This is a genomic window from Gallaecimonas mangrovi (genome assembly GCF_003367375.1).
Taxonomy (GTDB): Bacteria; Pseudomonadota; Gammaproteobacteria; order Enterobacterales; family Gallaecimonadaceae; genus Gallaecimonas; species Gallaecimonas mangrovi.
Genome location: NZ_CP031416.1, coordinates 2,866,360 through 2,880,674, shown reverse-complemented (window position 1 = coordinate 2,880,674; position 14,315 = coordinate 2,866,360). Strand labels below are relative to the sequence as shown.

The 14,315-nt window shown below is 54.0% G+C and carries 14 protein-coding genes; 8 read left to right on the top strand and 6 right to left on the bottom strand.

Annotated features, from left to right (window positions below; genetic code table 11):
• Positions 1-97: 97 nt before the first annotated feature.
• Positions 98-1,834, top strand: coding sequence for an EAL domain-containing protein (locus DW350_RS13855; RefSeq protein WP_115719501.1), 1,737 nt, complete (start codon positions 98-100; stop codon positions 1,832-1,834).
• On the opposite strand, the gene hpf is transcribed toward DW350_RS13855, so the two are convergent.
• Positions 1,799-2,146, bottom strand: a complete 348-nt coding sequence (gene hpf, locus DW350_RS13850; RefSeq protein WP_115719500.1) for a ribosome hibernation-promoting factor, HPF/YfiA family — start codon at positions 2,144-2,146, stop codon at positions 1,799-1,801. The two genes, DW350_RS13855 and hpf, sit on opposite strands and share 36 nt — an antisense overlap.
• A gap of 199 nt (positions 2,147-2,345) precedes the next feature.
• Here hpf and DW350_RS13845 point away from each other — a divergent pair, with 199 nt between their 5' ends.
• From DW350_RS13845 to DW350_RS13835, 3 genes are read left to right on the top strand one after another with little or no spacing between them, the layout of a single operon-like run.
• Entirely contained in the window at positions 2,346-3,476 is a 1,131-nt protein-coding gene (locus DW350_RS13845; protein ID WP_115719499.1) for an ATP-binding protein, read from the top strand.
• Positions 3,473-4,012, top strand: coding sequence for a response regulator transcription factor (locus tag DW350_RS13840; RefSeq protein WP_115719498.1), 540 nt, complete (start codon positions 3,473-3,475; stop codon positions 4,010-4,012). Before DW350_RS13845 ends, DW350_RS13840 begins: the two co-directional genes overlap by 4 nt.
• Positions 4,013-4,029: 17 nt before the next feature.
• A complete protein-coding gene (locus DW350_RS13835) occupies positions 4,030-4,668 on the top strand; it encodes a cytochrome b/b6 domain-containing protein (protein ID WP_115719497.1) in 639 nt (212 codons plus the stop codon).
• Here the strand turns inward: DW350_RS13835 and DW350_RS13830 are convergent, their stop codons facing one another.
• Positions 4,669-6,021 (bottom strand): diguanylate cyclase domain-containing protein, encoded by a 1,353-nt coding sequence (locus DW350_RS13830; RefSeq protein WP_115719496.1) that lies wholly within the window; start codon positions 6,019-6,021, stop codon positions 4,669-4,671.
• Positions 6,022-6,429: 408 nt separating this feature from the next.
• On the opposite strand from DW350_RS13830, the gene DW350_RS13825 reads away from it, so the two are divergent.
• Both DW350_RS13825 and DW350_RS13820 read left to right on the top strand, forming a co-directional pair.
• Positions 6,430-7,524, top strand: a complete 1,095-nt coding sequence (locus DW350_RS13825) for a branched-chain amino acid aminotransferase (RefSeq protein WP_115719495.1) — start codon at positions 6,430-6,432, stop codon at positions 7,522-7,524.
• A gap of 150 nt (positions 7,525-7,674) precedes the next feature.
• Positions 7,675-8,139, top strand: coding sequence for a hypothetical protein (locus DW350_RS13820; protein WP_115719494.1), 465 nt, complete (start codon positions 7,675-7,677; stop codon positions 8,137-8,139).
• Positions 8,140-8,144: 5 nt separating this feature from the next.
• Here the strand turns inward: DW350_RS13820 and DW350_RS13815 are convergent, their stop codons facing one another.
• Together DW350_RS13815 and DW350_RS13810 are read right to left on the bottom strand one after the other, a co-directional pair.
• Positions 8,145-8,402: a YkgJ family cysteine cluster protein gene (locus DW350_RS13815; protein ID WP_115719493.1), complete on the bottom strand. Its 258-nt coding sequence runs from the start codon at positions 8,400-8,402 to the stop codon at positions 8,145-8,147.
• An 85-nt stretch (positions 8,403-8,487) separates the two neighbouring features.
• A complete protein-coding gene (locus DW350_RS13810) occupies positions 8,488-9,693 on the bottom strand; it encodes an MFS transporter (RefSeq protein WP_115719492.1) in 1,206 nt (401 codons plus the stop codon).
• A gap of 110 nt (positions 9,694-9,803) precedes the next feature.
• Here DW350_RS13810 and DW350_RS13805 point away from each other — a divergent pair, with 110 nt between their 5' ends.
• A complete protein-coding gene (locus DW350_RS13805) occupies positions 9,804-10,742 on the top strand; it encodes a LysR family transcriptional regulator (RefSeq protein WP_115719491.1) in 939 nt (312 codons plus the stop codon).
• Here the strand turns inward: DW350_RS13805 and DW350_RS13800 are convergent.
• Complete coding sequence (locus DW350_RS13800; protein ID WP_115719490.1) at positions 10,719-12,101, bottom strand: alginate export family protein; 1,383 nt, start codon at positions 12,099-12,101, stop codon at positions 10,719-10,721. The two genes, DW350_RS13805 and DW350_RS13800, sit on opposite strands and share 24 nt — an antisense overlap.
• 51 nt (positions 12,102-12,152) lie before the next feature.
• On the bottom strand, positions 12,153-13,049 hold the full coding sequence (locus tag DW350_RS13795) for a VOC family protein (RefSeq protein WP_115719489.1): 897 nt from the start codon (positions 13,047-13,049) through the stop codon (positions 12,153-12,155).
• 235 nt (positions 13,050-13,284) lie between these two features.
• On the opposite strand from DW350_RS13795, the gene DW350_RS13790 reads away from it, so the two are divergent.
• Positions 13,285-14,280, top strand: a complete 996-nt coding sequence (locus tag DW350_RS13790; RefSeq protein WP_115719488.1) for an aldo/keto reductase — start codon at positions 13,285-13,287, stop codon at positions 14,278-14,280.
• Positions 14,281-14,315: the final 35 nt, after the last annotated feature.

Below are 14,315 nucleotides of genomic sequence, written 5' to 3'. Positions count from 1 at the left end.
GTCCATCAGAATACCGTTAATAACGATACAAAGAAGGCCGGATCTTTGGCTAGTCATTGATAAGCAGCAATAAGACTGCATTTTGGGAGCAAACGTAATGCCACTGTGGTTGGCAATCTTTGGTTTTTGTAGCTTCACTTTGGTTTTCGCTGCGCTATGGTGGCGAAGCCAACATCAAAAACAACAACTGCAACAACGCCTTGATATTTTACAAGAGCGTCAGCATGTTACCGAACAATTAGCGGCCGAGTCTCGCAGTGGCTGGTTGATTGTTGATGGCCAATTTAACATTCAGCAGCTCAGCCCGGCTGTTGGCCAATGGATTCCCCTACCTGCTGACCCTATCGGCCGCCACCTTAGCGATTTACCCCTCGACTGGCCCCTGGCCGCCTTAACTGCCTGGCGCGATGGCAGCACTGACATTATTGAACTGCCCTTAGACGGCTACCAGCTGTTTGGCCTTCGCCGCGACAACCTATTGTGGTTGCAATTGAGCTGCCAGCGGGGCCAGCAAATGCAGCTGCGTAACCTGCGCGCCCAATTACAAAAAGACAGCTTAACTGGCCTGTTGAACCGCCAGGGCTTTATTCTGCGCCTTGCCGCTATGGGGTTACGCGGTTCTGTACTGGTGCAGCTAAACCTTAGCCGTTTTCGCTTATTAAACGATAACTTAGGGCTTGATGCCGGTGACAACCTGCTGCGCTGCTTGGGTGAAATAATCGCCGGCGCTTTGCGCCATGGCGAATTTGCCAGCCGCCCTGATGGCGACACCTTTTGGCTGCGTTTACTTGAAAACGACGGCTGGCAGGAACGCCTTGAGGCCCTACTTAGCGTACTTGCCGGTGAAGTTGCCCGTATTGACCAAGAGGGCTTCCCGATGGCGGTAAAAGCCGGCGTCTGTGTAGGAGAGGCGCATCTGGATCTGTGGGAAGGCTTGCGCCGCTGCGATTTTGCCTGCCATTTACCATCTGATAAGCCGTGGGTGAAATTTACCACCGACCATCCGGTGTTGGTCGAGCGGCTACAAGCCTCGCGCTGGGCCAAAGATGTTAGCCAAGCCATTGCCAACAACCAGTTTTTACTTTTCTACCAACCCCTGGTGCCGCTTAAACCGCAGTTTGGCCCGATGCGGGCCGAAGTACTGGTGCGCATGCTGGGGGAGCAGGGGGAAATGCTGACCCCGGGACGCTTCATGGCTGCCAGTGACGACTTCCAACTAACGTCGCGCCTGGACCGCTGGGTAATAAAGGCGGTTATCGACTGGCTGGCGGCACGGCCAGAGCTTCATAACCAGTTGATACTGGCCATCAATTTAAGTGGCTTGAGTCTATCTGAAAGCCGTTTTGCACTCACCATTCGCCATTGGCTGCGTGAAGCCAAGGTGCCGCCACAAACGCTTTGTATTGAGATAACCGAGTCGGTGGCGATAGAGAACTTGGCCGAAGCGCGCCGGTTTATGGCGTCATTGCAAGAAGTTGGGGTGCGTTTTGCCCTGGATGACTTTGGCAGCGGCTTTTCATCCTTTAAATACCTGCAAGCGCTACCGGTTGATTATGTGAAAATCGACGGCTGCCTTATTCGCGACCTCACCAATAGCCGCCGTGACCGGGCCATAGTGCGCGGTATTGCGTCGGTCTGTAGAGGCTTGTCGTTGCCGGTGGTGGCGGAGTTTGTGGATAAGCCAGAGCTTTTGGATTTTGTAAGAAGGCTGGGGCTTGATTATGCGCAGGGCAACCTTATCGGTTGCCCCTCTCGGTTGGATTTGCTGCCCCAGGCAATGCAGGAGCAGCAAGGCAAGTCAGATCATACTGTCGGTGGCAGTGGATTGAAGTAACTGAGCCCGGTTAGAGCGTGTTGCCCGGTGGGCGTTGGGTTTGTGCAGATAAGTCTTCAATTGACGTTGGAGTTTTTGCACCAGAGAGGCCAGAGCTACATAACCATCAAGGTCTCGGGCTTTGGCAACCAGCTCCCCGTTGGGCAAGCCAATGGTGGCTTCCATCAACACTGTCATACCGTCACGGTCTATGACCAGTTTGGGGTTGATTAGGGGGACATCGAACCGTTCTAGTTTGCTCAATTGTTTTTGGATTTGAGCATCCAGAGCGTCGGTTACAGGCTGGGTACGGCTGGTGATGTCGATACGCATATTACGACCTCCTAAGTCATCACTTGTGTATTGCCTTCAACTTCAAACTACGCTTTCTCGAGCGCGCTGTCATGTGATCTTGATCAACTTTTCATTGCATTGAAGCCATGTGAAAATAAAGCGTGAATCGGCTGACATTTCCAGTCGACAACCCCTTGTTTGCGCCTTTTTTCCAAGGCATAGTTGAGAGGATTTAAGCGTGCTATCTGCCAAAGATATCCAGGCCATGCGCCTATTACTTTGGGCTGCTGAAGCGTTAATGCTGCTGTGGCTTGGGGTGGCAGGGCTGCCTTTTCACCTGGCTTGGTTGCTTGTTATTTGGGCCGGGCAAGGGGCGCTTGGCGCTTTGAGCCTGCGCTTTGGTGTGCGCTGGTCTTTACTGCTCGCCGACATGCTTTTCCTCACCGCCTTGTTTGCCCTTTCTGGCGGTCATACCAATCCCTTTGTTTCTCTTTATCTTTTACCGGTGGTGATCGTACTTTTGGCGAAAGCTGAAGGGGCGGCTATTTGGATCTCGCTAATGGCCTTGGCCGGTTACAGCTCGCTGATGTTGTTGCCCGACAACGATGGTTGGCACGACCATGGCCATTATTGGGGAATGTGGGCCAATACCCTGCTGACCATGGTGATCATGGTGCTTTTTGCCTACCGCACTAACCGTATTTTTCGTCGCCAGGACAAGGCTATTTTGCAGCTGCGCGAACGGCAATTGCGTTCCGAACAAGTGATGGCGGTAGCGTCGCAGGCGGCGCTAGCCGCTCACCAACTGGCCACCCCTCTGTCGGTAGCCAGGCTTACCGCTGATGAGTTAGCCGAAGAGCAAACTGATACCCGGTTAGCGGCACTGCAGCAGGCATTAACGCGTTGCGCGGCGCTGCTACAAAAAGTGCGAGAAGCGGCAGAGCCCGAGCCGGTTGGTAATCGTCAATTGAGTACGCTTTTAGCCGATTTGGCCGAGCGCTTTCGGTTACTGCGGCCACAAACCCAGTTGCATACGCCGGACACCGTTGTTGGCGCTGTGCGCTGTGACACCACCTTGATCCCGGCACTGTTGAACCTGTTGGATAATGCCGCTTATCAAACGGACAACATTCAATTGTCGCTAGCAGAAGGGGCTGGCCATTGGCTATTGGACATTGACGACGGTGGTCCCGGCCTTGCCCCTGAGTTGGCAAAAGCCCTGGGCCAACCTTTGCCTTCTCATCGCCACCCGGGGCCAGGGCTGGGGCTGTTTTTGGCCCATGCCAGCTTTGAGCGATTAGGCGGCTTTTTAAAAATCCAAGGCGATGGCAAACGCAGCTGGATACAAGTAGGGCTGAAAAAACCATGAAACTGTTGCTATTAGAAGACGATGTTGCCCTTGGCCAAACCTTGCAACGGGTGCTTAAACGCAAAGGCTTTGATGTGAGCTACTTGGAAAGCAGTGACACCCTGGTTGAGACGGCAACGTCGCTGCAGCCTGCTGTGGTGGTACTGGACTTGAAACTCAAAGAAGGCACCAGCTTGCCTTTTATCGCGCCGCTGCGCTCGTTATTACCGCAAGCGCGCATTTTAGTGGTTACCGGCTACGCGGCTATTGCCTCGGCGGTGGCTGCCATTAAAGCTGGCGCCGATGATTATTTGCCGAAACCGCTGGACACCGCATCGCTGCTGGCAGCGATTGGCGGCGAAGCGCAACAGACCGCTGCCAGCCTGCCACTGCCCCCCGCGCGCCTGGAGTGGGAGCATATTCAAAAGGTGTTGGCTGACAACGACGGCAATGTGTCAGCAACGGCAAGGGCGCTGGGTATGCACCGGCGCACCTTGCAGCGCAAATTAGCCAAACACCCAGTGGCCTTTGATGGTATTGATAACGGCAACAAATAAACCAAGGGAATGCAGCTATGGTCAGGGTTTGGGACAGCTTTGTTCGGGGCTTTCACTGGAGCCAACTGTTGTTGCTGGTGGGCTGTTGGTGGACGGCAGAGTACGGCCATATGGTGTGGCATCAATGGGTAGCCATGACATTACTGGCCTTTTGGCTGGTGAGGGTTATTTGGGGCTTTGTGGGGTCACCTTCTGCCCGTTTTAGCCACTTTGTTAAAAGCCCGGCGGCGGTGTGGCGCTATGGCCAGCAGTTATTACGCCATCAAGCGCCTGCTCAGCTTGGCCACAATCCATTAGGGGGCTGGATGGTGGTGGCCTTAATGGTGGTGGTGGGCCTGCAACTGGGTAGCGGTTTATTTGCCTCCGACGAGATTTTTTTCCAGGGGCCGCTGGCGGCCTGGGTGTCAGCCGACACCTCGTCTTGGCTGACCCTGCTTCATCACCGTAATTTCGATTACATTGTGTGGCTTGGCATTATTCATGTTTTGGCGGTGATGGTGCACTGCGCCCGCGGCGAGCGCTTGGTGCCGGCGATGTTTTCTGGCCGAAAACGCGGCGTTAATGGGCCTTCACAGGTAAAAGCCAGCTGGCCGGCTTGGCTGATGCTGGTGTTGTGTTGGTTGGCGCTTTGGTTTTGGTGGGGAGCTACGCTCTAGCTAAATACTGAAATCAACAGCGGGTTTGTTACCACGTTTGTCTTTGTACATACGGTTGTCAGCCCTAGCCAGCAAGCTGTCGATAGTATCTTTGGGCTCAGGAAAGGCAGAGCCCACCGCCGCAGAAATGGATAATGTGAGCTGCGAATTAATGACGATATCGCGTTTCATTGCAGCCAATATACGCTCACCAATGTGGTCTGCTTCTTCTTTCGAAGAAACCGCTGGCAAGATAGCCACAAACTCATCGCCCCCTAACCGGAAATACTGATCGCCTTGGCGGCAGGCTTGCCTTAAGCGTTTGGCGGTGGTGATCAGTACATCATCACCGACTTCATGGCCGTAGGTATCGTTAATGTGCTTAAAGCCGTTGAGGTCCATATACAAGATGCCGAAACCGCGGTTTTCTTTTTTATACTCGCCAAGGCATTCCTTTACTTGGTTGTAAAAGGCGCGGCGGTTGGGCAGGTCGGTCAAACTGTCGCTGTTGGCCAGCAACTTGTTCAGCCCATGCTCGCGCATAATGACGTAATACATCACCGCCAGCGCTATGGATAACAGCCAGCCAAGTAGGTGGCCAGCAAGGGTCCACCAAGGGGTTTTGGTCGCCAAGGTGCCGGCCCCGGATAAAATCCACGTTTCGTTGTTCAACGACAACGGCTGGCTGACGCGGTTACTGTCATTCAGAACCCGCTTGTCACCGTAAATGGTGCTGTTTTCCGGCTTTTTGGGGTTATACAGATAGAGCTTCAGGCTAGTGGGTTCATCATAAATACCCGCCTGCTTTAACAGATTGTCGATATCTAGCACCACACTTACCACGCCCCACAGCTTGCCGTTATCTAAAAAGATAGGGGTACGGTTTATTAAACCCCGGCCACCTTGAATGAGGTTTACCGGCCCGTCTAACACGGTGCTTTTAAGGTTAATGGCCTTTTCAACATAGGGCCATTGGCTAGGGACTTTACGAAAATCCACACCCAACACCTTTTCGTTTCCTTGTAGCGGGTAAACGGTTTGGATAATCAAATCAGGAGCCACGGCAATCGAGCGAATGCTTTTGCCGTCTTCATACATGTTTTTGAGAATAGGGGTAATTTGCGCTTGGCTCGCCTGTGGGTTGGCCTTGATATAGGCCGACAAACCCCGCACCAAATAAAGAGCGGCATTGCTGTGCGATTCAATTTTGGTACGCAAGTTACCAAGCTCGGTAATAATTTGCGCTCTTTCCTGAGCTTGGCGGTTACTGTCGATTAGGTGAAAGAAGAGTTCTACCGCAGAACAAGAAATGACAAAAATGGCAACGGCCAGTATTCGGGTACCAGTAGACGTCAGGGTTTGGCGATGTTGCATTTGCCACTCATGCAAAATTAATCTTGTTTTATAGTCGGTTTAATAGCCGGTAAATTCAAGTAAACCCGGGTGCTTAGGCCAACAGCGCAGCCTAACGTTGCTGGCTTGTCACTGCTTGACGGTACTTGTTATTTGTTCTCTATGGCGGTGATGTTTCATCAAGGTTTTTTGTTTTATTATATAATTATCAATATCTTAAGTATGCTTTCTAAGCTGTAAATTAAAGCTTGTACCAGACTGCGATAACATTGTTACAGAATACGAAATACAGCTAACGTTGCTATCCTGTCATTTATATGTATTTCTGGCCTGCTGGCCTATTGCACTTTATCTGTAACCTAGGCAGTCTCATTTGCTCGCTAAAATACCAATAGCAAGCGAATTATCCGTTTCCCATATGGAGTCCCCATGAACCGCCAGTCGTATCCGAGCCTGAAAAAGGTATTAACCGAAACCCCTACCGATACCGCAGAGCGTCAGCAACTGCTCGCTAACCCGGCCTTCGGTAAGGTCTTTACTGACCATATGGTGACGGTGCGTCATACCAAGGCGGATGGCTGGGTTGATGCCAAGGTGGAAGCACGTAAAAACTTTACCTTTTCACCGGGTACCACTGTGCTGCACTACGGCCTTGAGATCTTCGAAGGCCTGAAAGCCTACCGCCAGGCCGATGGCGGTGTGGCGCTGTTCCGCCCCGACGCCAACGCCAAGCGTTTTGCCAATTCTGCCAAACGCCTGGCATTGCCACCGCTGCCGGAAGAGCTGTTCGTGGAGTCGGTTATTGCCTTAACTGAAACCGATCGCGACTGGATCCCCGAGCAAGATTTTTCGGCCCTTTATCTGCGGCCTTTCATGATTGCCACCGACGCCACTCTGGGCCTAAAGCCTGCTGATGACGCGCTTTATAGTGTTATTGCCTCGCCGGTAGGGTCGTACTTTAAAGGTGGCGCTGCGGCGGTATCTTTGTGGGTCTCTGATCACTTCACCCGCGCGGCGCCGGGCGGTACTGGTGATGCGAAATGTGGCGGTAACTACGCTGCGGCCATGGTGGCGCAGTTGGAAGCCGACCGTCAGGGCTGCGACCAAGTGGTGTTCCTGGATGCGGTTGAACGTAAATGGGTTGAAGAACTGGGCGGCATGAATGTGTTCTTTGTCTTTGACGATGGTTCTATTCAAACACCGCCGCTGACCGGCACTATTTTGCCCGGCATTACCCGCGACTCCATTATTCGCCTGGCGCTGGATATGGGCATTACGGTGCGTGAAGAGCGTTACTCCATTGACCAATGGCAGCAAGATGCGAAAAGTGGCCGTTTGGTTGAAGCCTTTGCCTGTGGTACCGCGGCAGTGGTGACCTCTATCGGTAAAGTCAAAGGTAACCGCCATGAGTTTACCGTTGGTAACGGTGAAGGTGGCGAGATGACCGCCAAGCTCAAAGGCGCCTTGCTGGATATTCAATACGGCCGAGTTGCTGACCCACACGGTTGGATGATTAAGCTTTAAGCTGATTTAAGCCAATAAAAAAGCCACCTTCGGGTGGCTTTTTTATTGGCTATTGGTAAACGTACTGGCTACGGCGGCTTTGATCTGAGGCAATGCTTTATTGGCACATCGGCATAAGGTGATCTTATCAACGTCGATGAGGTTTCCCTGATGAAAAGCGCGATCCCACTCTTGGCTGTAGCACTGCTGCTAGGTCCTGCGGCGATGGCAACCGAACAGGCTAGCACCGAGAACACACAACCCACGGCGCTACAAAGCCAGTTTCAGAAAATGCAGCAAATAATGCAGCAACTGCAGCAACAGCAAACGCCAGCTCAGCATCAAGCCTTGATGCAACAACACATGCAAGCGATGGTTGAAACCATGCAAATGATGGGCGGCATGGGCCCAGGCATGATGCGCGGACAAGGCATGATGGGAAGTAATGGCATGATGCATGGTCAGGGGATGATGGGTAGTGGTCAAGGTGCTATGAGTACCTCGCAACTGGCTACAGACCCTAAAGCTATGGCGCAGCATCTGCAGCAAATGCAGCAGCGAATGGCACTGATGCAAGCGATGATGACGCAGATGCTAGAACACCAGGCCGCCCAGCAAACAACCGACAAACCGTAATCACGCTACAGTGGCCGGGTAGCAATTTCTAAATCAGCTAGCCACTTTAGCGCTTGCTCACGGTTATTGCCGCACATCTCTGTTGAGGGCTTTAAACCTTGGCAAAAGGCGGGGCGGTCGGGATGGCCAAAAATATTGCAGCGCAGATCTTCGGCCAAATGAATACAGCGCACATTGGCGGGCTTGCCGTTGGGCATACCGGGAATAGGGCTGGTAATGGAAGGGGCAATGCAGCAGGCCCCGCAATGCTGGCGGCAATTCATCGTTCGCTGGGCTCTGTGTATGAAAGGCGCGATTGTGACATAGGCAGTGGCCAATAAAAAAGGCCACTGGATGTGGCCTTTTATGTTAGTGATGGCGCGCGGCCTTTAAGCGCAAGCTAAAACTGACGACGGCGCTGAGGGTTGCTACCCACACCACTCCCGGCCAGCCGCTTCTGGCAAACACCAAACTGCCCAGCAGTGAACCCAGCGCCATACCAATAAAGACACTGGTAAAAAACACTGCATTAAGGCGGCCACGGGCCGCCGGATCGAGCCGGTACACCATGGCTTGGTGAGCCACCAGTGACATCTGTAAGCCAAAATCAAAGACGATGGTGCTGATAGCGATCAGTAGCAATTGCCCGGCCATGCCGAGCCAGGGTAGGGCAAACATTGTGGCGAAAGCCAAGCTCACTAAGGCGGTGCCAAACTGAGTTACCCGCGCTGGCCCTAAACGGTCACTCAGGCCCCCGGCCAAGGGCGCAGCAATGGCACCGGCGGCACCGGCCAGGCCAAAGGCACCGGCGATGTCGCTTCCCAGTTCAAAGCGCTGACTTAGCATCAGTGCCAAGGTGCTCCAAAAAGCACTAAAGCCAATAGACAGCATCCCTTGGGCAAAGGCGGCATAACGCAGCGTTGGGTAGCGGCCAAATAAATGCCCCATAGAGCGCAGCAGGGCCGGGTAGCTTAAAGACGAATGGCGTTCAAAGCGCGGCAACTGGCGGCGCAGGGCAATGCCCGATATCACCACCACCACCGCCGCAATTTGGTACATGGCGCGCCAGCCAAAATGCTCGGCAACAAAGCCGCTAAAGGTACGCGACAGCAAGATCCCCAACAATAGCCCGGTCATTACTGTACCCACGGCTTTTCCCTGGCGTGAAGCCGGCGCCAAAATGGCGGCACTGGGCACAATGTCTTGGGCCAAGGTGGCGCCAATACCAATCATCAGGCTGGTCAGTAATACGCTATAAACGCCGCCACTTAAGCTGCACAGCAGTAATACCAAGGCCAGCAGCAAGCTTTTGATGCCAATAATGTCACGCCGGTCGTGCCTGTCGCCCAAGGGCACTAAAAAGAACAAGCCCAAGGCATAGCCAAATTGGGTCAGGGTGGGTACCCAGCCGACTTGCTCGACGCTTAACGCCAGGTCTTTTTGCATCAGCGGCAGTATTGGCTGCGCGTAATAAATGGATGCCACAGCAAAGCCAGCGCCGCTGGCAAGGGTAAGCACTGTGGTGCCGGTAAAGTGGCTATGGGTGGACGCCTCGGTAGTGGTTGGCGTATTCATGATTTGCTCTCCAATCACGTTGATGGCGCTATTTTGCGGATAAGGCAATTGCCCTTGTAGTATGCCAAGAGGTAAAACGGTTATACGTGATATGCATAACAAGGTGCAGCATGAATAATGCAGACCGTATAGAAATGATGCGAACCCTGGTGCGCATTATCGAAAGTGGCAGTTTGTCGGCAGCCGCCCGGCAACTGGGAACCACGCAGCCAACCGTTAGCCGCCGCTTGGTGCAGCTGGAAAGCCTGCTGGGGGCCAAGCTGTTGCTTCGCTCGACCCATGGCATGAAGCTCACCGACGAGGGCGAGCGCTGTTATCAGCAAGCTCGCACCATGTTGGCAAACTGGGATGCGCTAGCCGAAGACTTGGCAGGCAACCACGACGAGCCGGTAGGAATGTTACGGGTGCGGGTGCCCCATGCCTTTGGCCAGCAGCAAATGATGCCCCACCTTCTGGCCTTGTTAAAACGTTACCCAGGCTTGTCGGTAGAATGGGTACTGAATGACAAAACCCCTGACTTTTTGGCCGAAAACATTGATTGCGCCGTGCATGTTGGGGCCGTTGAAGACCCTTCCTTGGTGGCGGTTTTACTGGCTGAAGTGCCGCGTTTGATGGTGGCAAGCCCTGATCTGATTAAAAATACGGGCATACCGCAGCAGGTAGAGCAACTTGCCAGCCTGCCGTGGGTGGCACAAAGCCCGTATCACCGGCGTGAAGTGCTGCTGCGTCACCAAAAAAGCCAGGCGGTTGTGCAAGTGGATATTGCCCCGCGGCTGATTAGTGACAGCCTTTATGCGGTTTATCACGCGGCTTTAATGGGCATTGGCGTAACTACTGTGTCGGCTTGGATAGCCACCGAGGCCATAAACGACGGGCGTTTACAGGCATTACTGCCGCAATGGCAACCCGACCCGCTACCGGTTTACCTGGTGTATCCCTACGCCAACTATTACCCGGCGAAAATGCGCCGCTTTTTTACGCTGATGAAAACGGTGATGCCCAACCTGGTTGGCACCACGCCGCCCTCACCAGCTGAACTTAAGTTGTAACCCCAGGTAATTGCTGTTGTGGCCGCCCAAGGCCTTAACGGTGCTGGCAGCATCAAAATGCACGATTTCCAAAGCGCTACTGAGGTTGCGGTTAACCTGCCAATTAGCGCGCAGCTGGCCATAAGCGCCAATCCAGCGCTGGCCACGCCCGGCCGAGTTGGCAATGGCGTTATTCGGCTGGGTGTAAATGGCATCAGCGGTTGTCATGCGCCATTGCCCGGCGATGGCCGCCAGTAAGCTCAGCGCTGGCGTCAGCGTTGTGCTAACAAAGGGTTTGATGTGAATGATATTCACATAACTGCTGTAGCCGGCCAGGTTTAAGTAGGAACCGTTAGGAAACAGCGGATTAAAGGTGCCCAAGCGGTGGTCGTTAGGGTGCTTGTCGCCCGAGGCGGCGTCCAGTTGCATACCCAAGCGCGGCTGCCAACGATTGTGGCTAACCAGCAGGCTAACACGGCTTCCCAGCGCCCAGGCACGGATGCGCACATTGCCAACATGGCCACTTTGCAGCATCACTTCGTTGTCCCAGGTCAGGCGCGCTGTTTTACCGGCAAAGCGCAGGTCCCACACATCGCGCTGCTCATTACCGGCAACCGTTAAATACTGACTGTGCTGGTTGTGGTAGCGCGACCAGTAGGCGGAAAGCTCATTTTGGCCGAAAACATGCCGCTCTACCCTCAGGCCGTAGAACTGCAGGCTGTTATTGGAGCTGTCATCAAAGCGCTTGGCGGCCTTATTGGTTACCGGCTGGCTGTAATAGGCTATCCAGCGCCAAGACGTGGTTTCGTAATCGCCCCAAAGGGCGTCGAAAGAGCGGCGCACATTGGGCCCTTCACGTACTGACACAAATCGCTGTAGGTCAAACGCAAACTGCTGACGCCCCGCTCTTAGCTTAAGGGTGCCGGCGCCGGCAGCTTGCACCAGTGCCACAAAGGCCTGCTCTACATCAAGCTTATTGATATCGGCGCCCCCTTTATGCTTTTTCCCTGGCGCCGTTTGCTGTTGCAACTGCAGGAAGCCTTGCCACTGGCCAAGGTGCAGGTCGCTATGGGCTTCGATGCGGTTAATCAGGTAGTTATCGCCACTGCCTTTTTCAACGCCGTATTGCGCAGCATGATTGCTCTCGTAACGCTCTCTGAGGTTGGCCCCAAACGACAGGTAGTCTTTCGGATTTGCTGTCAGCGGTAGGTACTTAAGATTGTCTAACGGGGCGGTGCGTAGCGCCGGGTTGGCCAAGGCTGACCAATCTTCCTGCCAGCGGTCAGATTGAATGGCAGGCCTTATTGGTAATGTCTCGGCAAGGGTGGGCGAACTCAGTGCCATCACCGAGATGAGCGTGGCGCCTAAACGCAAAACCATAAGTGGATACCTAGTCTGGGAAAAGGGCGACGGTAAAGTCGCCGAGTGAACTTATGAATGGCTGTTAAGCTGATGAATTTCGGCGATATAACCACCAGGAAAGCGCACCATGGCCGCTTCTCTGCTGCCAGTGTTGTAGGGGCCAACCAAGGTTGTTACCCCGGCCGCGTGGGCTTTTTTTAAGGTGCTGGCGAGGTCTTTGACTTCATAGCCGGTCAGATCCCGGCCATAGGGCCATGGCAGCAGTCCCTGGCTGACCAGTACCGTCAATTTGCCAAAACCCGAGACAATATGAACGCGGCGAATGTGCTGGGCCGGTAAACCCACCTCAAGGCCTGAAGCCGTTTGGGTATCGTCGGTAATATGGCCATGTGAAAAGGCAACCCAGTCGCGAATAAAGGCATCAGCGCTGTCTTTTGTCAGGTAAATGCGGTTTTCCGGAGTGGTGGCCAGCGGCGGGTAATGCGGGGCCGTGGTGTGCCAGTAAAGCTGCATGTTAACGCCGCCAGGCCACTGAATAAGCGCGTCGCAGCCAATGGGGTCAGCAAAGGCGCCAACCAAGCGGCTAGCGCCATTTTTTACGGCCGCGGCCAGCGCGGCGTCTAAGTTGGTGACCAGATAACCGGTGCGCTCCGCGCCAAAGGGGTAGGGAATGGGCGTTTTAAAACCAAATACCGACACCGTGCCAGCCGGTGTTAGCACTAACTGCGACAGGGTTTTGCTGGGGGTGGGCGTTACCTGAAAGGCGCCTTTGGGGCTGGTTTTACCGCCGAAGGTGGCCACAAAACTTTTAACAAAGCGGTCAAAATCCCCTGCTTTGACATAAACGTGGGTGGTGTCGTATTGCGGGCCAACAGCGTAGTTGCTGCCAGCGCTGGCGGCAGTAGAAAACAGCGTAACACTGAGACAAAAAAGGCTGCCAAGGGCCAAGGTTCTGAGGGAAAGCATAAGTCACTCCTTGATGCAGAGAAGGCAAACAGGTTTTGGCTGCCGGTGAAGCGGCATGGCGCCCAACGGCGAAAGCCATTGTGTTTTAAGAGCTCAAAAGGGCGCCCGTTAATTGCTGTTATTAACGAAAATGGCAATGGTCTGCCGTGGGGCTAAGGGTTGACCTTTGTTGGCGGCGGGAACATGGTGGCGGCTCAGGCCTTTTTATCATTTCGCCCAAACGGAGGTAAGCAAGATGGAATACACCAAGCTAGGGTCAACTGGGTTGGATATTTCCAAGTTATGCCTGGGTTGTATGACCTTTGGTGACCCCAATGCCGGCGCGCATCCCTGGACCTTGAACGAAGAACAATCCCGGCCGCTTTTTCGCCATGCAGTTGAGCAAGGCATTACCTTTTTTGATACCGCCAATAGCTATTCAGCGGGCAGTTCTGAACAGATGGTTGGCAAGTTTTTAAAAGAATTTACCCGCCGCGAAGAAATTGTGTTGGCCACCAAGGTGTACTTTCCGCCTGGAGCGGCTGGCGCCGGCGCTAAACCCAATGGTATGGGGCTGTCCCGTAAAGCCATTATGACCGAAATTGACGCCAGCCTTAGCCGCCTTGGCACTGACTATGTCGACCTTTATCAAATCCACCGCTGGGACTACAACACCCCTATCGAAGAAACCATGGCAGCGCTGCACGACGTGGTAAAAGCGGGTAAAGCCCGTTATATCGGCGCTTCATCGATGTACGCCTGGCAATTTGCCAAAGCCCAGGAAGTGGCTCGGCGCAACGGCTGGAGCTGCTTTGTGTCGATGCAAAACTACCTGAATTTGTTGTACCGGGAAGAAGAACGGGAAATGCTGCCCCTTTGCCAGGACCAAGGCATCGGTTTAATGCCCTGGAGCCCCATGGCCCGTGGCCGTTTAACCCGGCCCAAAGGTGAAACCACTGCGCGCTCTGAGTCCGACAGCTTTGGCCAAAGCCTTTATGCCAATACCGAACAGGCTGACGGCAGGGTAATAGACGCCGTGCAGCAAGTTGCCGAGGCCCGTGGCGTGCCCATGGCGCAAGTGGCACTGGCCTGGGTGCTGGCCAAGCCCCAAGTGTCGGCGCCGATTGTTGGCGCCTCGAAAACGGCGCAGCTTGATGACGCCGTGGCCGCACTAGCGCTAACCCTCAGTGAGGAAGAACGGGCGTTACTCGAGCAGCATTACGTGCCCCATACCGTGACGGGGCATCAATAATAAAAAAGCCGCCTAAGGGCGGCTTTTTTTATGTT

Coding starts and splice junctions, on each gene's coding strand:
- DW350_RS13855 (WP_115719501.1), top strand. CDS start 98: ATGCCACTGTGGTTGGCAATCTTTGGTTTTTGTAGCTTCACTTTGGTT.
- hpf (WP_115719500.1), bottom strand. CDS start 2,146: ATGCGTATCGACATCACCAGCCGTACCCAGCCTGTAACCGACGCTCTG.
- DW350_RS13840 (WP_115719498.1), top strand. CDS start 3,473: ATGAAACTGTTGCTATTAGAAGACGATGTTGCCCTTGGCCAAACCTTG.
- DW350_RS13835 (WP_115719497.1), top strand. CDS start 4,030: ATGGTCAGGGTTTGGGACAGCTTTGTTCGGGGCTTTCACTGGAGCCAA.
- DW350_RS13830 (WP_115719496.1), bottom strand. CDS start 6,021: ATGCAACATCGCCAAACCCTGACGTCTACTGGTACCCGAATACTGGCC.
- DW350_RS13825 (WP_115719495.1), top strand. CDS start 6,430: ATGAACCGCCAGTCGTATCCGAGCCTGAAAAAGGTATTAACCGAAACC.
- DW350_RS13820 (WP_115719494.1), top strand. CDS start 7,675: ATGAAAAGCGCGATCCCACTCTTGGCTGTAGCACTGCTGCTAGGTCCT.
- DW350_RS13815 (WP_115719493.1), bottom strand. CDS start 8,402: ATGAATTGCCGCCAGCATTGCGGGGCCTGCTGCATTGCCCCTTCCATT.
- DW350_RS13810 (WP_115719492.1), bottom strand. CDS start 9,693: ATGAATACGCCAACCACTACCGAGGCGTCCACCCATAGCCACTTTACC.
- DW350_RS13805 (WP_115719491.1), top strand. CDS start 9,804: ATGAATAATGCAGACCGTATAGAAATGATGCGAACCCTGGTGCGCATT.
- DW350_RS13800 (WP_115719490.1), bottom strand. CDS start 12,101: ATGGTTTTGCGTTTAGGCGCCACGCTCATCTCGGTGATGGCACTGAGT.
- DW350_RS13795 (WP_115719489.1), bottom strand. CDS start 13,049: ATGCTTTCCCTCAGAACCTTGGCCCTTGGCAGCCTTTTTTGTCTCAGT.
- DW350_RS13790 (WP_115719488.1), top strand. CDS start 13,285: ATGGAATACACCAAGCTAGGGTCAACTGGGTTGGATATTTCCAAGTTA.